Source organism: Streptomyces sindenensis (assembly GCF_014649035.1).
GTDB lineage: Bacteria > Actinomycetota > Actinomycetes > Streptomycetales > Streptomycetaceae > Streptomyces > Streptomyces sindenensis.
This window is the reverse complement of sequence record NZ_BMSG01000023.1, coordinates 31,320-49,857: the sequence shown is the minus strand read 5'-3', so window position 1 is coordinate 49,857 and position 18,538 is coordinate 31,320. Positions and strand designations below refer to the sequence as shown.

Sequence of the window (18,538 nt, the reverse complement as noted above, 5' to 3'; positions counted from 1 at the left end):
GAATCTTTACGCACTGAGGGTGAACTGGCGGATACCTGACGTGAGTTCACCCCAAAGGGGGGTTTCCGCGCGCATATTCGAATCTTTCGGCACGTGCGTTCCCTCCCGCCTCCCTCCGTCACCCGTTTCACGCGGTGAGGGCCGCGGCGCGTGGACGGGCCGGCCGTGTCAACGAGCCGGGGCCGCATCCGTCACTGCCCGTCAACGCACCGCCGGGTCAGCCGATGACCCGCCCGTTCAGCACGATGTGCCGGGGCGCCGCCAGCACCCGGACGTCCGCGCGCGGGTCCGCGTCGTACACGACCAGGTCCGCCGGAGCCCCCTCGTCGAGGCCGGGCCGCCCCAGCCACCGCCTGGCTCCCCACGCGGTCGCGGAGAGGGCCTCCAGCGGCGGGATGCCCGCCTTCACCAGCTCGGCCACCTCGCCCGCGACCAGGCCGTGCGCCAGGGAGCCGCCCGCGTCGGTGCCGACGTAGACCGGGATCCCGGCGTCGTACGCGGAGCGCACGGTGTCGTAGCGGCGGTCGTACAGCTGCCGCATATGGGCCGACCAGCGGGGGAACTTGGCCTCGCCGCCCGCCGCGAGGTCGGGGAAGGTCGCGATGTTGACCAGCGTGGGGACGATCGCGACGCCGCGTTCGGCGAAGAGCGGGATGGTCTCCTCGGTGAGGCCGGTGGCGTGCTCGACGCAGTCGATGCCCGCCTCCACCAGGTCGCGCAGCGACTCCTCGGCGAAGCAGTGCGCGGTGACCCGGGCGCCCAGCCGGTGCGCCTCGGCGATGGCCGCCTCGACCTCGCCGCGCGGCCAGCAGGCGGTGAGGTCCCCGGCGTCGCGGTCGATCCAGTCCCCCACCAGCTTGACCCAGCCGTCGCCGCGCCGGGCCTCCTGGGCGACGTACGCGACGAGGTCGCCGGGCTCGATCTCGTGCGCGTAGTTACGGATGTAGCGGCGGGTCCTGGCGATGTGGCGGCCGGCCCTGATGATCTTCGGCAGGTCCTCGCGGTCGTCGATCCAGCGAGTGTCGGAGGGGGATCCGGCGTCCCGGATCAGCAGGGTCCCGGCCTCCCGGTCGGTGAGCGCCTGCTTCTCCGCGGTCGCCGCGTCGACCGGTCCGTGCCGGTCCAGGCCGACATGGCAGTGGGCGTCGACGAGGCCGGGCAGCGCCCAGCCCCTGACCGTCACCGCCCCGTCCGCGCCGGGCGGCCGCTCGTAGGTGATCCGTCCGTCCACCGCCCACAGTTCGTCCCGCACCTCGTCCGGGCCGACGAGCACCCGGCCCTTCACCCGCAGCACCGGCCGCTCCTTTCGGTCACTCACTGCGACCACCCGTCCCGACAACCGTCCGAACCCTCACCCGATCACTCATACGCGGCACTGTACGAGGCCGCCCGTGGGCCGTCGGTAGGCTGCCAGTGCCTTTCGACCGACGGACGAACCCGAAGAGAGCCCCACCGTGACGCACCCCTTCCTCGACCTTCCCCCGCTGACCGCCGGCCACTTCGCGGCGATCGAGCGGCGCGTGGCCCGGCTCCTCGCCACGGAGCAGGACGTCGTCATCACCCAGGGCGAGGCGCTGCTCCCGCTGGAGGGCTGCATCCGCGGCGGCGCACGGCCCGGCTCGACCGCGCTGAACGTGGTCACGGGCCCGTACGGGCAGACCTTCGGCAACTGGCTGCGGGACTGCGGCGCCCAGGTCGTCGACCTCGCGGTGCCCTTCCACACGGCGGTGACCGCCGACCAGGTCGCCGAAGCGCTGGCCGGGCACCCGGAGATCGACTTCGTCTCGCTGGTGCACGCGGAGGCGGCGACCGGCAACACCAACCCGGTCGCGGAGATCGGCGAGGTCGTCCGGGCGCACGGGGCGCTGTTCATGCTGGACGCGGTCGCCTCGGTGGGCGCCGAGCCGCTGCTGCCGGACGTCTGGGGCGTCGACCTGTGCGTGATCGGCGCGCAGAAGGCCATGGGCGGGCCCGCCGGGGTCTCCGCGGTGTCGGTGAGCGCGCGGGCGTGGGAGCGGATCGCCGCCAACCCGGCCGCCCCGCGCCGCTCCTACCTCTCGCTGCTGGACTGGAAGGAGCGCTGGATCGACGGCGGCCGCACGGCTCTGCCGCACGCCCCGGCGCAGCTGGAGATGCTGGGTCTCGAGGCGTGCGTGGCCCGGATCGAGGACGAGGGGCTGGAGACGGTGATGGCCCGCCACGCCTCGGCCGCCGCGGCGACCCGGGCGGGAGCGGTGGCGCTGGGCGGCGGTCTTGAGCCGTATGTCCACGAGGCGCGGGACGCGGCCCCGGTGGCGACGACGCTGCGCGCCCCGGCGGGGACGGACGCGGCCGCGCTGGTCGCGGCGGCACTGGCGGCGGACCCCGCGCTGCCACTGGTCGCGGGCGGCGGGGCGCTGTCCAAGGAGATGATCCGGGTCAACCATTACGGGGCGGATGCGACGCGGGGCACGGTGCTGTCCTCGCTCGCGGCTCTGGGGGCGGCGCTGACCGATGCGGGCCGGCCGGTCGATATCGAGGCTGCCCGCCGGGCCGTTTCGGAAACCTGGCCGAGCCGATAAACACCCACAATGCGGGGAGCTACTTTATTCAAAGCAGCTCCCCGCATTCTTTTGCCCGCTTCTCCGTCTTCTAAACACGGAAGTTTTTCGCGCGGATCCGACTTCAAGATTCGGACACGTTCCACGAGAGTTACGACCTTGTGACCGACTCCACAGAGTGGGCGTTATGCCCGTTAAATTCAGGACAAAGGGGCTGAAACTCCCCTCGAATCACGAGGCAGCTCGCGCACGCCTGATAACACATCGGGCGTCTTCACCCAACCCCTCGCCGCGATGCAATTTCGAAATTTGCTGGGTAAATTCAATTTCATGACCGCCGCACCAGCAGATCTTGCCCGTGCCCGAAGCGAATTCCTCAGTATCGATGCGCCGCGAGTGGAGGACGGAGCCGCGATCTGGCGCATTGCCCGCGACTCCCAGGTCCTGGACCTGAACTCCTCGTACAGCTACCTGCTGTGGTGCCGTGACTTCGCCGCGACGTCCGTCGTCGCCCGTGGCGAGAGCGGCGAGCCCATCGCCTTCGTGACGGGCTACATCCGGCCCGACCGCCCCCAGACCCTCGTCGTCTGGCAGGTGGCCGTCGACGCGGCCCACCGCGGCAAGGGGCTGGCCGCGACGCTGCTGGACGCGCTGACCGCCCGGGTCGCCGCCGACCAGGGCCTGTCGTCCGTGGAGACGACGATCACCCCGGACAACACCGCCTCCGACCGGCTGTTCACGTCCTACGCCCAGCGGCACGACGTGGCACTGGAGCAGGAGGTCCTCTTCGACGGCGACCTGTTCCCCGAGGGGACCCACCTGCCCGAGGTGCTCTACCGGATCGGCCCGTTCGCCACCTGAGCCCGCCCGGGTGCGCCCTCGGCGTACCGATCCGTACGCCCGCCGCCCGCCCCTCGCAGCCCGGCACCCGATCCGTGTGCCCGGCCCCCACGACTTTTCGCGCCGGCCGACCGCCCGGCGCGATCCCGGCCGCATCCGTGCGGCGGGGAGCACGAGACCACCGCCCGTCACACCCCCTCACGCAGGAGATCCGCTGTGACCATCACCCCGCCCGCACTGAGTGTCTTCGAGACCCTGGAGTCCGAGGTCCGGAGCTACTGCCGCGGCTGGCCCGCCGTCTTCGACCGTGCGCAGGGCGCCCGGCTGACCGACGAGGACGGCCACTCCTACCTGGACTTCTTCGCCGGGGCCGGCTCGCTCAACTACGGCCACAACAACCCGGTGCTGAAACGAGCGCTGATCGACTACATCGAGCGCGACGGCATCACCCACGGCCTGGACATGGCGACCACCGCCAAGCGCGCGTTCCTGGAGACGTTCCAGAACGTGATCCTGCGCCCGCGCGACCTGCCGTACAAGGTGATGTTCCCCGGCCCGACCGGCACCAACGCCGTCGAGTCGGCGCTGAAGCTGGCCCGTAAGGTCAAGGGCCGCGAGTCCGTCGTCTCGTTCACCAACGCCTTCCACGGCATGTCGCTGGGCTCGCTCGCCGTCACCGGCAACGCCTTCAAGCGCGCCGGGGCCGGGATCCCGCTGGTGCACGGCACCCCGATGCCGTTCGACAACTACTTCGACGGTACGGTCCCCGACTTCCTGTGGTTCGAACGGCTGCTGGAGGACCAGGGCTCCGGGCTGAACAAGCCCGCCGCCGTGATCGTGGAGACGGTCCAGGGCGAGGGCGGCATCAACGTCGCCCGCCCCGAGTGGCTGCGCGCGCTCAAGGAGCTGTGCGAACGCCAGGACATGCTGCTGATCGTCGACGACATCCAGATGGGCTGCGGCCGGACCGGTGGCTTCTTCTCCTTCGAGGAGGCCGGCATCGTCCCGGACATCGTCACGCTGTCGAAGTCCATCAGCGGCTACGGTCTGCCGATGGCGCTCTGCCTGTTCAAGCCGGAGCTGGACATCTGGGAGCCGGGCGAGCACAACGGCACCTTCCGCGGCAACAACCCGGCCTTCGTCACGGCCGCCGCCGCGCTGCAGGCGTACTGGGCGGACGGCCAGACGGAGAAGCAGACCCTGGCCCGCGGCGAGCAGGTCGAGCAGACGCTGCTGGCCATCTGCGCCGAGGAGTCGACCGCGAGCTTCCGCGGCCGGGGCCTGGTGTGGGGCATGGAGTTCGAGGACCCGGCCCGCGCCTCCGCGGTCTGTGCCCGCGCCTTCGAGCTGGGGCTCCTGCTGGAGACCTCCGGCCCGCAGAGCGAGGTGGTCAAGCTGCTGCCGCCGCTGACCATCACCCCCGAGGAACTGGACGAGGGCCTGCGCACGCTGGCCCGCTCCGTCCGCGAGACGGCCTGACCCGGCACTCCCGGGGCAGGCGGAGAAGAAGAGGGCCCGGGCCTCGCGGCCCGGGCCCCGTGCAGAGAAGAGAAAGGCAACCGCTCACCGTGATCGTCCGATCGTTCAGTGACATCGAGAACACCGACCGGCATGTGAAGGCCGCGTCCGGCACCTGGGAGAGCAAGCGCATCGTGCTCGCCAAGGAGAAGGTGGGCTTCTCGCTCCACGAGACCGTGCTGTACGCGGGCACGGAGACCTCCATGTGGTACGCGAACCACATCGAGGCGGTGCTGTGCACCGAGGGCGAGGCCGAGCTCACCAACGACGAGACCGGCGAGAAGCACTGGATCACGCCCGGCACGATGTATCTGCTGGACGGACATGAGCGGCACACCATGCGGCCCAAGACCGACTTCCGCTGCGTGTGCGTCTTCAATCCCCCCGTCACCGGACGGGAGGACCATGACGAGAACGGTGTCTACCCACTGCTGACCGAGGAGGGCTGAACCATGACCACCGAAGTACGCGCCGATCTGTACCCCTCGCGCGGCGCCGCCGAGATGACCACTCCCCGCCAGGACCCGGTCATCTGGTCCGCGCCGGGCGCACCGGGTCCGATCGCCGCCAAGGACCTCCAGAGCTACGAGCACGACGGCTTCCTCAGCATCGAGCAGCTGATCACGCCGGACGAGGTCGCCGTCTACCGGGCGGAGCTGGACCGGCTGGTCGCCGACCCGCTGATCCGTGCCGACGAGCGCTCCATCGTGGAGAAGCAGTCGCAGAACGTGCGGTCCGTCTTCGAGGTCCACAAGATCAGCGAGGTCTTCGCCGGGCTGGTCCGCGACGAGCGGGTGGTGGGCCGGGCCCGCCAGATCCTCGGCTCGGACGTGTACGTCCACCAGTCCCGGATCAATGTGAAGCCGGGCTTCGGGGCCTCGGGCTTCTACTGGCACTCGGACTTCGAGACGTGGCACGCGGAGGACGGTCTGCCGAACATGCGGACGGTGTCCGTGTCGATCGCGCTGACGGAGAACTACGACACCAACGGCGGGCTGATGATCATGCCCGGTTCGCACAAGTCGTTCCTCGGCTGTGCGGGCGAGACGCCGAAGGACAACTACAAGAAGTCGCTCCAGATGCAGGACGCCGGCACCCCGTCCGACGAGGCGCTGACGAAGATGGCGGACCGCCACGGCATCAAGCTCTTCACGGGCAAGGCCGGTTCGGCGACCTGGTTCGACTGCAACGCCATGCACGGTTCGGGCGACAACATCACCCCGTACGCGCGCAGCAACGTCTTCATCGTCTTCAACAGCGTGGAGAACGCGGCGCAGGAGCCCTTCGCGGCTCCGATCCGCCGCCCGGAGTTCATCGGGGCGCGGGACTTCACCCCGGTGAGGTAGCACGACGCGAGGCTGGGAAGGGCCGGGACGGTACGCCGTCCCGGCCCTTCGCGCGTGCCGTACGGGTCCGGGGCACGGGCGGCTCGCCGCGTAACTCGCTGGACCGGGGCCCGGGTCGGCGGAGAGGGTGTCCGCCATGACTTCCCATGTACGCCACATCACGATCGACTGCGCCGACGCCTACGCGCTGGGCAGCTTCTGGGCCCGGGTGCTCGGTGCGCCGCTGTCCGACGAGGACCAGCCCGGCGACCCGGAGGCGCTGGTGGAGGCCCCCGGCGCGGCGCTCCTGTTCGTGCGGGTGGCCGAGAAGAAGCAGACCAAGAACCGCGTCCATCTCGACATCCAGCCGCACGACCGCTCCCGCGACGAGGAGGTCGAGCGGCTGCTCGCGCTCGGGGCGACCCTCGTCGGCGACCACCGCAAACCCAACGGGCGGGGCTGGGCGACGCTCGCCGACCCCGAGGGCAACGAGTTCTGCGTGGAGTGCGGCGCGGCCGAGCGGGCGGCGCTGACCGGGACCCGGCTGCCGGTGACCGCCGACGACGTGACGGCCGCCGTGCGGCTCGCGGTGGACACGCTGGCACCGGCCCCGGCGGACCGCTGGGAGGCCCGGGCGGGCTCGCTGGAGTGGACCTGCTGGGAGACGGCGGAGCACCTGAGCGACGATCTGTTCGCGTACGCGGTGCAGTTGGGGCCCCGGACGCCCCCGCTGGACCACGATGTGCCCTACCGGTGGACGCCGGACCGTGAGGGCGGCCCGCACAACGCGGTCTTCGCCGCCCGGGCGGCCGGGCCGGCCGGGCTGCTCGCCACGCTGGAGGCGAGCGGGGCGCTGCTGGCCTCGATGGTGCGCACGACGCCGCCCGGAGTGCGCTCGTACCACGGGTACGGGATCTCCGACCCGGAGGGCTTCGCCGCGATGGGGGTGGTGGAGACCCTGGTGCACACCCATGACCTGGCGGCGGGCCTCGGGCTGTCGTGGGAGCCGCCCGCCGCACTCTGCGACCGGGCGCTGGCGCGGCTCTTCCCGGACGCGCCGGCGGGTGGCGACCGGTGGGCCGTCCTGCTGTGGGCCACCGGCCGCGCCGAACTGCCGGGCCACCCGCGCCGCACCGCGTGGCGGTGGGACGGGCGGCCCCTGGAGGATCAGACGGCGTCGAGCGCCGGGTAGTCGGTGTAGCCCTTGGCGTCGCCGCCGAAGAAGGTCGACGGGTCGGGGGTGTTGAACGGGCCGCCCGCCTTCAGCCGGGCGGGCAGGTCCGGGTTGGCGAGGAAGAGCGCCCCGTAGGAGATCAGGTCGGCGATGCCGTCGTCGATCACCGTGTGGTCGCCCGGCCCGGTGGGTCCGTCGGAGTGCACGTTGATGACGACGGTCCCGGAGAATGCCTTGCGCAGGGCGAGGGTCAGCTCGCGGATCGGGGTGGCCTCCAGGATGTGCAGATAGGCGAGGCCGAGCGGCTCGATCGCGCGGACCAGCGCGGTGTAGGTGGCCTCCGGCGCGGGCTCGTCGATGTCGTTGTACGGGTTGCCGGGCGAGATGCGCAGTCCGGTGCGCTCCGGGCCGATCTCGGCGGCGACGGCCTTGACGACCTCGACGGCGAAGCGGGTGCGGGCTTCGTCGGAGCCGCCCCACGCGTCGGTGCGCCGGTTGGTGTTGGGGGCGAGGAACTGGTGGATGAGGTAGCCGTTGGCGCCGTGCAGCTCGACGCCGTCGAACCCGGCCGCCACGGCGTTGCGGGAGGCGGTGACGAAGTCGGCGACGGTCGCGCGGACCTCGGCGTCGGTCAGCTCGTGCGGCTCGACGAAGTCCTTCGGTCCGACGTGGGTGTAGACCTGTCCCTCGGCCTTGACCGGGGAGGCGCTGACGGGGACGAGCCCGTCCGGCAGCAGGACCGGGTGGCCGATGCGGCCCGCGTGCATGATCTGGGCGAAGATCCGGCCCCCCTTCGCGTGCACCGCGTCGGTGACCGTACGCCAGGAGGCGACCTGCTCGGCGCTGTGCAGGCCGGGCGTGGAGGGGTAGCCCTGGCCCACGACGGACGGCTGGATGCCTTCGGTGATGACGAGCCCCGCCGAGGCGCGCTGGGCGTAGTACGTGGCGGTCAGCTCGGTGGCGGTGCCGCCCTCACCGGCCCGGCTGCGGGTCATCGGGGCCAGCGCGATGCGGTTGGCCAGGGGGGTGCCGGACAGGTCGATCGGGTCGAAAACGGTGGTCATGAGGGGCTCCCAGAAAAGTATGTGGTCGGCCAAGAGAAAATATGTGGTCGGCCAACAATCGCCGCCGGGAGTAACTGTAACCCATCCATTGGCCGACCAAGGTAAAGTTGTCCGAAACCGTCGGGCATCATCGGAAGCCGCCACCGAGGCCATCACCGAAGCCGCCGCTCGCCGCCCCGAGGACCCAGGAGCCCGCCATGACCACCGGCCGCGCCACCCCCGCGGAAGACGCCTGTACGAACGCGCTGCCCAGGGCGGCGCTCGGCGGGCCCATCAGCCACGCCGTCTCCCGGGTGGCCCGGCTGCACCGGATCGCGGCGGGCAAGGCGCTCAGGGGAGTGGACCTCTACCCGGGGCAGGAGTTGCTGATGATGCACCTGTGGGACCGGGGGGCGGTCCGGCAGACCGAGCTGATCAGGGCCCTGGAGCTGGACCCGTCCACGGTCACGAAGATGCTCCAGCGGCTGGAGCAGACCGGGCATGTGCGTCGCCGCCCCGACCCGGCCGACCGGCGGGCCGTGCTGGTCGAGGCGACGGACGAGAGCTGCGCGCTGCACACCGCGGTGGAGGCCGCCTGGGGGGACCTGGAGGAGCACACGCTCGCGGGCCTGGACCCGGCCGAGCGCACGGAGCTGCTGCGGCTGCTGGCGAAGGTCGAGGAGAACCTCTGCCGGGAGACCGAGGACTGCCCCGACCGGCGCCGGGCCGCGTCCGCCTGAGCCGCGTCCGTACGGCTCGGTCCAAGCCCGTACGGACACGGCTCAGGCCAGGAAGTCCAGCAGCCGGTCCACATCGGCCTCGGTGTTGTAGAGGTGGCAGGAGATCCGCAGATTCCCGGCCGGGGCGGAAACGGCGATCCCGGCTTCCACCAGCTCGGGCTGACGCCCGTCGAGCCCCGGTACGGCGACGATCGCCGACTCCCCGGGGACGGCCTCGTGCCCGAGGGCGGCGAGCCCCTCCCTCAGCCGGGCGGCAAGCCCGGTGGCGTGCGTGTACAGGGCGTCGGTGCCGACCTCGGCGAGCAGGGCGAGGGACTGCTCGGCCCCGTGGTACGAGAGGAAGGCGGGCGGCTCGTCGAAGCCGCGGGCGGTGGGGGCGAGGCGCTCCAGCGGGCCGTAGTTGCTCGTCCAGGGGGCACCCGCGGAGACCCAGCCCGCGAAGAGGGCGGGCAGGGTGTCCTGCGCCTCCTCGGTGACGGTCAGGAACGACGTACCGCGCGGGCAGAGCAGGAACTTGAAACCGCCGGTGACGGTGTAGTCGTACGCCCCGGCGTCCACCGGGAACCAGCCCGCCGCCTGGGTGGCGTCCAGCAGCGTGCGGGCCCCGTGCGCCGCGGCGGCGGCGCGGACGGCGGCGAGGTCGGCGACCCGGCCGTCGGCCGACTGCACGGCGGAGAAGGCGACCAGCGCGGTCGACGCGCGGACGGCCCCGGCGAGGTCCGCGAGCGGCGCGTACCGCATGCGCAGATCGCCGCGGAGCGCGAACGGGCTGACCACGGAGGAGAACTCGCCCTCGGGGCAGAGGACTTCGGCGCCGGGCGGCAGCGAGGCGGCGATCAGGCCGACATGGACGGTGACGGAGCTGCCGGTGGCGACCCGGTCCGGATGGACCCCGACGAGCCGGGCGAAACCGACCCGGGCGGCCTCCACGGCCTCGAAGCCGCCGGCCCCCACCCTGCGGCCCGCGGCGTTCTCGTCGGCCAGGGCCTTGACGGCGGCGATCGTCCGGCGGGGCAGCAGGCCCCAGCTGGACGTGTTGAGGTAGGTGACCTCGGGCGCGAACTCGACGGCAGCGGCTTGGATGGGCGCGGGAATCGTCATGCGTCCACCCTGGAGCCCCCTCAACCCAAAGTCAATTACAGAGAGTTAAGGGGAACCCCAAAGAAGTGCTTATGAATCGCCACCGGCGCGACCGGCGGGACCGGCGCGAGCTCAGCCCTGCGGCCCAGCCCTGCGGCTCAGTCCTGCGGAACCTCGCAGGCCCCGTCGCTGCCGCAGGCCGCCGCGTCGTCGCCGACCGTGGTCAGCGCGGTGGCGGGACGGTCCTTCCAGGCCTGCTCCAGCGCCTGGACGAAGACCTCGGAGGGCTGGCCGCCGGAGATGCCGTACCGCCGGTCGAAGACGAAGAACGGCACGGCGTTGGCGCCCAGTTCGGCCGCCTCGCGCTCGTCGGTCCGGACGTCGTCCGCGTACGCCTCGGGGTCGGCGAGCACCGCGCGGGCCTCGTCGGCGTCGAGTCCGGCCTCCTCGGCGAGGGCGACCAGCACCTCGCCGTCGAAGACGGAGCGCTCCTCGGCGAAGTTCGCCCGGTAGGCGAGGGTCAGCAACTGGTCCTGGCGGCCCCGGGCCTTGGCCAGGTGCAGCAGCCGGTGGATGTCGAAGGTGTTGCCGTGGTCACGGCCCTCGGTGCGGTAGCCGAGCCCCTCGGACTGCGCGTTGGCGGCGACGTTGGCCTCCATCGCGGCGGCCTCCTCGCGGCTGCGGCCGTACTTCTCGGCCAGCATGTCGATCACGAGCGCGGTGTCGCCCTTGGCCCGGGAGGGGTCGAGCTCGAAGGACCGGTGCACCACCTCGACCTCGTCGCGGTGGGCGAACTCCGCGAGGCCCTTCTCGAAGCGGGCCTTGCCGATGTAGCACCACGGGCAGGCGATGTCGCTCCAGATCTCGACGCGCATGACTCTTCTTCTCTCCCAGGCTCACAGGGGGCGTGCGGAGAGGCCCTCCGTACGTCACGTCTCCGTGCGAACACCGAACCTGACCTGGTGATTCCCGCCCCGCGACCCGCTGGCGTCCGGAGCGGAAATCGGGGAAGCTCGCGCGCATGGTCTCAGTGGTGCAGAACGTGGCGATCGACTGTGTGAACGCGTATGAGCTGGCGCGGTTCTGGAGCGAGGTGACCGGCCGTCCGCTGCATCCGGAGGACGAGCCGGGCATGGCGGAGACGCAGGTGATGATGGCGGAGGGCCCGATGCTCTATTTCCATCAGGTCCCCGAGCCGAAGCAGGGCAAGAACCGGCTCCATCTGTGTCTGCGCCCCCGGACCTCGCGCGAGGAGGAGGTGGAGCGGCTGCTGGCCCTCGGCGCCGCCCTCGTCGCTGATCTCCGCAATCCGGACGGCTCCGGCTGGGCGGTGCTCGCCGACCCCGAGGGCAACGAGTTCTGCGTGCTGCGCGGCGAGTCGGACCGGGCCGCGACGGCGCCCTGACGCCCGTACGCACGTCCCCAGGCCCTGACGCCCGGCGCGCACCCCGCGCCCTCCCCCTCCCCGGTCACCTCACCGCCCGTCGCGCAGGTCGGCCACTCCCCCGGGCAGGAACGCGATCCGGTCGAAGACCGCGCCGCAGCCGTCCCCGGTGGGCGACTGGACGAGGAAGCCGACGCGGGCGGCCGCCCGCTCGTCGGGCGTGCCGAGGGTGAAGACGCGGACGAAGGTCCAGCTGTCGCCGTCGGCGGAGGCGTGGAAGGCGTAGGCGCTGCCGGTGCGGCTGAGCCGGAGCCAGCAGACGCCCTCCTCCACCACGAAGGCGTTGGCGTCGTCGGAGTGGCCCCGGGTGACGACGGTGCAGACGGTCGGGAGGCCGGCGGAGTGCTCCAGGCAGAGCTTGGCCCACTCCCGGTCCGCGACCCGGAGGAACAGCGCCCCCGCGTCGCCGGCCGCCGCCAGCCCTGGCCGGACCCGGGCCACCAGCCGGAAGTCCCCGTCGCCCACAGCGCCGAGCAGGCGCGGGGCGTCGGAGGCCGGGGCGAGGGAGTCGCCGGACGGGGGGACGAAGAGGTCCTGGCCGGGGCCGGACCGGCCGGTCAGGACGCCGTCCGCGTGGGTCCACCGCCCGTCGGGGCCCGCCGGGTCCAGGGCGAAGGGGATGCGGTCCAGACGCAGGCTCATGCGCGGCGCCCGTCCACCCTGCGGGGCAGGCCGAGCGGGTTGTCCTCGCGCAGCTCCGGCGGCAGGAGCGTCTCGGGGGTGGACTGGTACGTCACCGGGCGCAGCCAGCGCTCGATCGCCGTCGCGCCGACCGAGGTCGAGGTGGACGTGGTCGCCGGGTAGGGGCCGCCGTGGTGCTGGGCGGGGGCGACGGCGACGCCGGTCGGCCAGCCGTTGACGAGGATGCGCCCGGCGAGCGGGGTGAGGGCGGCGAGCAGCGGGCCCGCGTCGGGGTCCCCGGTCTCGTCGCCGGCGGTCTGGAGGGTGGCGGTGAGGTTCCCCGGCAGCCGGGCGAGGACGGCGGCGATCTCGTCGACGGAGGCGTACCGGGCGATCACGGCGACCGGGCCGAAGCACTCCTCCAGCAGCGCGTCGTGCGGGCCCTCGGCGGTGAGCCGGGCCGCGGGCACGGTGAGGAATCCGGCGGAGACGGTGTGCTCGCCGGCCGCGCCCGGGGGGACCGGGGCGTCGACGTCGGGCAGCGCCGCCCGCTCCCGTACGCCCGCGACGAAGGCGTCCCGCATGCGGTGGTCCAGCAGGACGCCGGAACCGGTCGAACCGACCGTCCCGGCGAGGGACTTGAGGAGCTGGTCGCCCGCCGCGCCCTCGGGGACGAGGACGAAGCCGGGCTTGGTGCAGAACTGGCCGACGCCGAGCGTCATCGAGCCGCCGAGGCCCGTACCGATCTCCCCGGCGCGCTCGGCGGCGGCGGCCGCGGTGACGACGACCGGGTTGAGGGAGCCGAGTTCGCCGTGGAAGGGGATGGGGGCCGGGCGGGCGGCCGCCGCGTCGTACAGCGCGCGTCCGCCGCGTACGGAGCCGGTGAAGCCCGCGGCGCTCACCAGCGGGTGGCGAATCAGTTCGACGCCCGCGTCGAAGCCGTGCACCACGGTGAGGACGTCCTCGGGGAGCCCGGTGCGGGCGGCGGCGCGGCGCAGGACCGAGGCGCAGAGTTCGGAGGTGGCCGGGTGGTCGGGATGCGCCTTGACGACGACCGGGCAGCCGGCCGCGAGGGCGCTGGCGGTGTCGCCGCCGGGCACGGAGAAGGCGAGCGGGAAGTTGCTCGCGGCGTAGACGGCGACGACCCCGAGCGGGATCTTGTAGCGGCGCAGGTCGGGCCAGGGCGGGGTCCGGGAGGCGTCCGGGTGGTCGATGTGCACGTCGAGGTAGGCGCCCTCGTCGACGACCTCCGCGAAGGCCCTGAACTGGGCTGCCGTACGGGCGAGTTCACCGGTGAGCCGGGCCCGCCCGAGGGCGGTCTCCGCGTCGGCGGCCTCGATGACGCGCTCGCCGGACTCCTCCAGCAGCTCCGCCGCCGCCCGCAGGAACGCGGCCCGCGCCACCCGGTCGGCGAGGGCGTCCCGTACGGCGTGGGCCGACCGGACCGCGCGGTCGACCTCCTCGGCGGTGGCCTCCACGGCAACCTGCTCGCGCGGGTTCCCCGTTCGGGGGTCGACACTCCAGACTTGTACTGCGCTCACCGTGATTCCCTTCCGTCGCGCGACCGGTCCCCGGCCGGTTCCCGGTCGCCGCGCGGCCGAGACCCCGCCGGCGTCCCGGCCGACTTCGGCCGCACATCAGCAAGTGTTCGGTATTCTGAACAGCGTTCCTGATCGTGAATGTCCTGGGACTCTATTTCCGGGCGTTCCGTGTTGGCAATCGTGTGGCGGCTTTTCGGACGGCGACGCGGTCCGCGACGCGGGCGGCGACGCGGACGAGAAGTCGATGAGCTGGAAGAAGAAGGGGGCGTGGGCGATGTCGGTCGCCGAGTCCGGTGGGGCACAGGTCAAGTCCGCGGTACGGACCGTGGAGCTCCTCGAATACTTCGCGGGGCGGCCCGGCATGCACTCGCTGGCCGCCGTCCAGGAGGCGGTTGGCTACCCCAAGTCCAGCCTCTACATGCTGCTGCGCACCCTGGTGGAGCTGGGCTGGGTCGAGACCGACGCGACGGGCACCCGGTACGGGATCGGGGTCCGCGCCCTGCTGGTGGGCACCTCGTACATCGACGGCGACGAGGTCGTGGCCGCCGCCCGGCCGACGCTGGACCGGCTCTCCGACGACACCACGGAGACCATCCACCTGGCCCGCCTCGACGGGACGAACGTGGTCTACCTCGCGACCCGGCAGTCCCAGCACTATCTGCGCCCCTTCACCCGGGTCGGCCGCCGGCTGCCCGCGCACTCCACGTCGCTCGGCAAGGCGCTGCTGGCCACCCACAGCGACGAGCAGGTCCGCAAGATGCTGCCCGAGACGCTGCCGGCGCTGACCGAGCACACCATCACGGACCGCGAGAAGCTCATCGAGGAGCTGCGGCTGGTCCGCGAGCAGGGCTACGCGGTGGACCGCGAGGAGAACACCCTCGGTCTGCGCTGCTTCGGGGTCGCGATCCCCTACCGGACGCCCGCCAGGGACGCGATCAGCTGCTCGGTGCCGGTCGCCCGGCTCACCCCCGGCCACGAGCAGATGGTGAAGGACGCCCTGTTCGACGCCCGGGACCGGCTCTCCCTCGCGACGCGGAGGCTCTGATGGCCGAGGTGACGCTGCGTGCGGTGGAGGACGCCGACCTGCCGCTGTTCTTCGCCTGGATGAGCGATGCGGACGCGACCCGGGTCGCCGCGTTCACCCCGGAGGACCCCACCGACCGCGCCGCGTTCGACGCCCGCTGGGCGCGGATCCGGTCCGGGTCCGGCGGGGTGGTGATGCGCACGGTGCTGGCCGACGGCGTCGTGGTGGGCCATGTCGGGGCGTACGGGGAGGCCGGCGGCCGCCAGGTGACGGACTGGATCGCCCGCGCGCACTGGGGCCGGGGGCTGGCGACGGCCGCGCTGCGGGCCTTCCTCGACGAGACGTCCACGCGCCCGCTGCACGCCCGGGCGGCGGCCGACAACCTCGGCTCGCGCCGGGTGCTGGAGAAGTGCGGCTTCGTGGTGACCGGTACGGACCGGGGGTTCGCCCGGGCCCGGGGCGAGGAGATCGACGAGGTGCTGGTGACGCTGCGCGCGTAAGGCTCCCTCGCACGTCGCGGCCTCCCCCGCGCGGCGGAGGCGGATCGTCGGCGGGCAGGACGTACGGGGGCGGCCCGCGCGAAAGCCTGGTGGCATGACAGCGAACCCGCGCACCGGCACCGACGCACCACCCGAGGAACGCACCGGCACCGACGTACCGCCCGGGGCGCCCCCGTACCGCGTCGGCCGCGCTCGGTCCGTGCTGCGGGTGGTCGCCATCGCGTCCTGCCTGCCGTACATCGGCCTCAAGACGGCCTGGATGGCGGGCAGCCGGCTCGGGATCCCCGACGGAAGCCCGCTGCTGGACGGCGGCACCGCGCTGGCCGTCGCCAACGGGGCCACCGTGCTGATGGACGGTGGCGTCGTCGTCCTCGCGCTGCTGCTCACCCGGCCCTGGGGGCTGCGGGTGCCCGCCTGGCTGCTGGTGCTGCCGATGTGGGTGGCGAGCGGTCTGCTGCTGCCGATCATGACGGCCTACCCGGTCCAGCTGGTCGTACGGCTCCTCGGCGGTGGCGGGCCGGTGGGCGAGGGGCGTTCCCAGACGTTCCTCGAAACGTGGGTGTTCGGTGTCGTCTACGGCGGCTTCATCGTCCAGGGCCTCGCCCTGGGCAGCCTCTTCGCCCTGTACGCCAGGGAGCGCTGGGGTCATCTGTGGCGGGGGCGGCTGCGGGACCTGCCGGCGACTCCGACCGCGCCCGCCCTGCGCGCGACCGCCGTCGCCGCCGCGTCGGCGACCCTGGTCCCGGGCGTCACCCACCTGCTGTGGGCGACCGGTTCGACCGCCGGGCTGGAGCCGGCCCGGGCGGCGGACCGCACCAGCGACTTCTACGTCCTCGAAGCGGTCAGCCTGCTCTTCGTCGTGGTCACCGCCGTCGGGGGGCTGCTGCTCGCCTTCCGGCGCACCGGCGGCCTCTCCCTGCGGCTGCCGCTGGTCCTGGCCTGGTGCGGTTCGGCTCAGATGGCCTGCTGGGGCGGGTGGTTGAGCCTCGCCGGGCTGATGGGCGCGGGCGATGCGGCGGACCGGCCGACGGCGGCGACCACGGTGACCTACGCTGTCCAGATGCTGGCCGGGGCGCTCGTCGTGACGCTGGGCGCGTACTTCCTCGCGGAGCGCGCGGCGGCTTCCGCGCTGTCCGCACGCGGGGAGCTCGACGAGAGCCGGGGGTCGTGAGGCCGCTCGCCGCGCTGTTCGGGCGGCGGGCCCGGCTGCGCTGGCTGCACCTGATCATCGGCGGCGCGCTGCTGATGCCGTACTTCCTGGTCGGCACGGTCCTGGTGGGCATGGCGGGCGATGGTGAACCGCTCTTCTCCTCCGTGTCCGGGCAGCTCATCGCCTTCGGCCTCGCCCTGCCGATGGCCGCGGTCACCGGCTTCTCCGCCCTCGCCCGGCCGCTGTCCGTGGCCGCCGCCCGCGCCCTGTGCGGGGTCCCGCCCGCCCTGCTGGCCGACGGGCCGCCCGCCCGGACCCGGCAGGCCCGGGCACGTACCGCCGGCTGGTACACCCTGCATCTGGCGCTCGGCGGGATCATCAGCGGGGCCACGCTGACGCTGCCGCCGTTCGCGGTGGTGGTGATGGCCCTGCCGTTCTTCGCCGGACTGCGCGAGACCTGGCTGCTGGAGGGGCCGGAGGCGCTGCGAGAGCCGTGGGCCCTGGCCCTCGCACCGTTCGCGGGGCTCGCCCTGCTGCTGGCGCTGGCGCTGGCCGCCGCCGTGGCCGGGGAGGTGCTGGCCCGGCGGGCGCCGGTGCTGCTGGGGCCGACGCCCGAGGACCGGCTGGCCGCCGCCGAGCGCCGCGCGGCGGAGCTGGCGGTGCGCAACCGGCTCGCCCGGGAACTGCACGACTCGGTGGGGCACGCGCTGAGCGCGGTGACGCTTCAGGCGGGGGCGGCGCGCCGGGTCCTGGACCGGGACCCGGAGTTCGTGCGGGAGGCGCTGACCGCCATCGAGGAGACGACGCGGCGCACGGTCGGCGAGCTGGACTCGGTGCTGGGGCTGCTGCGGCAGGACGGGGAGCCGGGCGAGGAGGGCACGGCGCACGGGCCGGGTCTCGACGCGCTCGGCGGGCTGCTGGCGCACTGCGGGGTGCCGGTGGCGTACGAGCGGGAGGGCGGTCCGGAGGACCCGGGCACGGTGGACCCGGTGGTCGGGCGGGAGGCGTACCGGATCGTCCAGGAGGGGCTGAGCAACGCCCTGCGGCACGGCGGGGGCGACGAGCCCGCCCCGGTGCGGCTGCTGATCGCGGTACGGGAACGGGAGAGGGAGCTGGAGATCGTGATGGAGAATCCGCTGGGCGAGCGCCCACCCGTGGCACGGCCCGGGGGCGGTCGCGGACTGCGCGGCACCGTGGAGCGGGCCGTCCAGCTGGGCGGCCGGGCCGAGGCAGGACCGTGCGAGGGGGTCTGGCGGCTCACCGCCCGGCTGCCGCTGACGATGCCGGGAACGGGAGCGGCGGGGACGGCCGGCCGGGCGGAGGGACGGGGATGAGCGGGGCTCCGGTGCGGGTGGTGCTCGCGGACGACGAGCGGATGGTGCGTACGGCGCTGCGGGTGATCCTGGACGCCGAGGAGGGCGTCGAGGTCGTCGGGGAGGCGACCACCGGCGCGGAGGCCGTCTCCGTGGTGCGGGAGCTGCGGCCCGACGTGGTGCTGATGGACGTACGGATGCCGGAGATCGACGGCATCCGGGCCACGGAGCAGATCCTCGCCACGCTGGAGGACCCGCCGAGGATCGTCGTGGTGACGACCTTCGAGAACGACGCGTACGTGTACGAGGCCCTGCACGCCGGGGCGGCCGGGTTCCTGCTGAAGCGGGCGGCGGCGGAGGAGCTGGTGCAGGCGGTGCGTCTGGTGGCGTGCGGCGACTCGCTCCTCTACCCTGCGGCGGTGCGCACGCTGGCCGCCGAGCACGCGGCGCGCCGGTCGGCCAGGGCCCCGGCGTGGGTGGCGCGGCTGACCGACCGGGAGGCGGACGTGCTGCGGCTGATGGCGGCGGGGCTGACCAACGCGGAGATCGCGGGCCGGCTCTCCGTGGGCCCGGCGACGGCGAAGACCCATGTGGCGGCGGTCCTCGCGAAGACCGGCGCCCGGGACCGCACCCAGGCGGTCATCGCGGCGTACGAGTCCGGCTTCATCACCCCGGGCTGAGCCGC

Annotated in this window: 19 protein-coding genes; 13 read left to right on the top strand and 6 right to left on the bottom strand. The window is 73.2% G+C overall.

The window, feature by feature from the left end; translation table 11 throughout:
• Nucleotides 1-217 precede the first annotated feature (217 nt).
• Complete coding sequence (locus tag IE145_RS23165; RefSeq protein WP_189527423.1) at nt 218-1,294, bottom strand: amidohydrolase family protein; 1,077 nt, start codon at nt 1,292-1,294, stop codon at nt 218-220.
• Nucleotides 1,295-1,454: 160 nt separating this feature from the next.
• On the opposite strand from IE145_RS23165, the gene IE145_RS23160 reads away from it, so the two are divergent.
• The 6 genes from IE145_RS23160 (at nt 1,455) to IE145_RS23135 (ending at nt 7,415) form a co-directional block, all read left to right on the top strand.
• Nucleotides 1,455-2,561 carry a pyridoxal-phosphate-dependent aminotransferase family protein gene (locus IE145_RS23160; RefSeq protein ID WP_189527373.1) on the top strand — a complete coding sequence of 369 codons (1,107 nt, stop codon included), beginning with the start codon at nt 1,455-1,457 and terminating at the stop codon, nt 2,559-2,561.
• A gap of 309 nt (nt 2,562-2,870) precedes the next feature.
• Nucleotides 2,871-3,401 carry a diaminobutyrate acetyltransferase gene (ectA, locus tag IE145_RS23155; protein WP_078566394.1) on the top strand — a complete coding sequence of 177 codons (531 nt, stop codon included), beginning with the start codon at nt 2,871-2,873 and terminating at the stop codon, nt 3,399-3,401.
• A 195-nt stretch (nt 3,402-3,596) separates the two neighbouring features.
• Nucleotides 3,597-4,859 carry a diaminobutyrate--2-oxoglutarate transaminase gene (gene ectB / locus IE145_RS23150; RefSeq protein ID WP_189527372.1) on the top strand — a complete coding sequence of 421 codons (1,263 nt, stop codon included), beginning with the start codon at nt 3,597-3,599 and terminating at the stop codon, nt 4,857-4,859.
• Between the two features lie 89 nt (nt 4,860-4,948).
• Complete coding sequence (locus tag IE145_RS23145) at nt 4,949-5,347, top strand: ectoine synthase (RefSeq protein ID WP_006123624.1); 399 nt, start codon at nt 4,949-4,951, stop codon at nt 5,345-5,347.
• A gap of 3 nt (nt 5,348-5,350) precedes the next feature.
• Nucleotides 5,351-6,244 (top strand): ectoine hydroxylase, encoded by an 894-nt coding sequence (gene thpD, locus IE145_RS23140; RefSeq protein ID WP_189527371.1) that lies wholly within the window; start codon nt 5,351-5,353, stop codon nt 6,242-6,244.
• A gap of 136 nt (nt 6,245-6,380) precedes the next feature.
• Nucleotides 6,381-7,415 (top strand): VOC family protein, encoded by a 1,035-nt coding sequence (locus tag IE145_RS23135; protein ID WP_189527370.1) that lies wholly within the window; start codon nt 6,381-6,383, stop codon nt 7,413-7,415.
• Here IE145_RS23135 and IE145_RS23130 read toward each other — a convergent pair.
• Nucleotides 7,391-8,461, bottom strand: a complete 1,071-nt coding sequence (locus tag IE145_RS23130; RefSeq protein ID WP_189527369.1) for an alkene reductase — start codon at nt 8,459-8,461, stop codon at nt 7,391-7,393. The genes IE145_RS23135 and IE145_RS23130 overlap by 25 nt on opposite strands.
• Nucleotides 8,462-8,658: 197 nt before the next feature.
• Here IE145_RS23130 and IE145_RS23125 point away from each other — a divergent pair, with 197 nt between their 5' ends.
• Nucleotides 8,659-9,180 (top strand): MarR family winged helix-turn-helix transcriptional regulator, encoded by a 522-nt coding sequence (locus tag IE145_RS23125; RefSeq protein ID WP_189527368.1) that lies wholly within the window; start codon nt 8,659-8,661, stop codon nt 9,178-9,180.
• A gap of 42 nt (nt 9,181-9,222) precedes the next feature.
• Here IE145_RS23125 and IE145_RS23120 read toward each other — a convergent pair whose 3' ends face one another.
• Together IE145_RS23120 and IE145_RS23115 are read right to left on the bottom strand one after the other, a co-directional pair.
• The gene (locus tag IE145_RS23120; RefSeq protein ID WP_189527367.1) at nt 9,223-10,281 is read right to left on the bottom strand and encodes an aminotransferase class V-fold PLP-dependent enzyme; all 1,059 of its coding nucleotides are present in this window, start codon (nt 10,279-10,281) and stop codon (nt 9,223-9,225) included.
• A gap of 137 nt (nt 10,282-10,418) precedes the next feature.
• The gene (locus IE145_RS23115) at nt 10,419-11,135 is read right to left on the bottom strand and encodes a DsbA family oxidoreductase (protein ID WP_189527366.1); all 717 of its coding nucleotides are present in this window, start codon (nt 11,133-11,135) and stop codon (nt 10,419-10,421) included.
• 146 nt (nt 11,136-11,281) lie between these two features.
• Here IE145_RS23115 and IE145_RS23110 point away from each other — a divergent pair, with 146 nt between their 5' ends.
• Nucleotides 11,282-11,665 (top strand): VOC family protein, encoded by a 384-nt coding sequence (locus tag IE145_RS23110; protein WP_189527365.1) that lies wholly within the window; start codon nt 11,282-11,284, stop codon nt 11,663-11,665.
• Nucleotides 11,666-11,734: 69 nt separating this feature from the next.
• Here IE145_RS23110 and IE145_RS23105 read toward each other — a convergent pair whose 3' ends face one another.
• Nucleotides 11,735-12,346, bottom strand: coding sequence for a DUF1349 domain-containing protein (locus tag IE145_RS23105; RefSeq protein WP_189527364.1), 612 nt, complete (start codon nt 12,344-12,346; stop codon nt 11,735-11,737).
• Nucleotides 12,343-13,866: an aldehyde dehydrogenase (NADP(+)) gene (locus tag IE145_RS23100; protein ID WP_189527363.1), complete on the bottom strand. Its 1,524-nt coding sequence runs from the start codon at nt 13,864-13,866 to the stop codon at nt 12,343-12,345. Before IE145_RS23100 ends, IE145_RS23105 begins: the two co-directional genes overlap by 4 nt.
• Before the next feature lie 274 nt (nt 13,867-14,140).
• On the opposite strand from IE145_RS23100, the gene IE145_RS23095 reads away from it, so the two are divergent.
• The 5 genes from IE145_RS23095 to IE145_RS23075 all read left to right on the top strand — a co-directional run bounded on the left by IE145_RS23095 (nt 14,141) and on the right by IE145_RS23075 (nt 18,533).
• Entirely contained in the window at nt 14,141-14,911 is a 771-nt protein-coding gene (locus IE145_RS23095; RefSeq protein WP_006123634.1) for an IclR family transcriptional regulator, read from the top strand.
• Nucleotides 14,911-15,390: a GNAT family N-acetyltransferase gene (locus IE145_RS23090; RefSeq protein ID WP_189527362.1), complete on the top strand. Its 480-nt coding sequence runs from the start codon at nt 14,911-14,913 to the stop codon at nt 15,388-15,390. The genes IE145_RS23095 and IE145_RS23090 overlap by 1 nt, the downstream gene beginning before the upstream one ends.
• A 94-nt stretch (nt 15,391-15,484) precedes the next feature.
• Complete coding sequence (locus IE145_RS23085; RefSeq protein WP_229825751.1) at nt 15,485-16,561, top strand: hypothetical protein; 1,077 nt, start codon at nt 15,485-15,487, stop codon at nt 16,559-16,561.
• The gene (locus IE145_RS23080; protein ID WP_189527361.1) at nt 16,558-17,874 is read left to right on the top strand and encodes a sensor histidine kinase; all 1,317 of its coding nucleotides are present in this window, start codon (nt 16,558-16,560) and stop codon (nt 17,872-17,874) included. Before IE145_RS23085 ends, IE145_RS23080 begins: the two co-directional genes overlap by 4 nt.
• Nucleotides 17,871-18,533, top strand: coding sequence for a response regulator transcription factor (locus IE145_RS23075; protein ID WP_189527360.1), 663 nt, complete (start codon nt 17,871-17,873; stop codon nt 18,531-18,533). The genes IE145_RS23080 and IE145_RS23075 overlap by 4 nt, the downstream gene beginning before the upstream one ends.
• The last annotated feature ends 5 nt before the right edge of the window (nt 18,534-18,538 follow it).

Coding starts and splice junctions, on each gene's coding strand:
- IE145_RS23130 (WP_189527369.1), bottom strand. CDS start 8,461: ATGACCACCGTTTTCGACCCGATCGACCTGTCCGGCACCCCCCTGGCC.
- IE145_RS23085 (WP_229825751.1), top strand. CDS start 15,485: ATGACAGCGAACCCGCGCACCGGCACCGACGCACCACCCGAGGAACGC.
- IE145_RS23105 (WP_189527364.1), bottom strand. CDS start 12,346: ATGAGCCTGCGTCTGGACCGCATCCCCTTCGCCCTGGACCCGGCGGGC.
- IE145_RS23135 (WP_189527370.1), top strand. CDS start 6,381: ATGACTTCCCATGTACGCCACATCACGATCGACTGCGCCGACGCCTAC.
- IE145_RS23075 (WP_189527360.1), top strand. CDS start 17,871: ATGAGCGGGGCTCCGGTGCGGGTGGTGCTCGCGGACGACGAGCGGATG.
- IE145_RS23120 (WP_189527367.1), bottom strand. CDS start 10,281: ATGACGATTCCCGCGCCCATCCAAGCCGCTGCCGTCGAGTTCGCGCCC.
- IE145_RS23090 (WP_189527362.1), top strand. CDS start 14,911: ATGGCCGAGGTGACGCTGCGTGCGGTGGAGGACGCCGACCTGCCGCTG.
- IE145_RS23110 (WP_189527365.1), top strand. CDS start 11,282: ATGGTCTCAGTGGTGCAGAACGTGGCGATCGACTGTGTGAACGCGTAT.
- IE145_RS23125 (WP_189527368.1), top strand. CDS start 8,659: ATGACCACCGGCCGCGCCACCCCCGCGGAAGACGCCTGTACGAACGCG.
- IE145_RS23095 (WP_006123634.1), top strand. CDS start 14,141: ATGTCGGTCGCCGAGTCCGGTGGGGCACAGGTCAAGTCCGCGGTACGG.
- IE145_RS23115 (WP_189527366.1), bottom strand. CDS start 11,135: ATGCGCGTCGAGATCTGGAGCGACATCGCCTGCCCGTGGTGCTACATC.
- thpD (WP_189527371.1), top strand. CDS start 5,351: ATGACCACCGAAGTACGCGCCGATCTGTACCCCTCGCGCGGCGCCGCC.
- ectA (WP_078566394.1), top strand. CDS start 2,871: ATGACCGCCGCACCAGCAGATCTTGCCCGTGCCCGAAGCGAATTCCTC.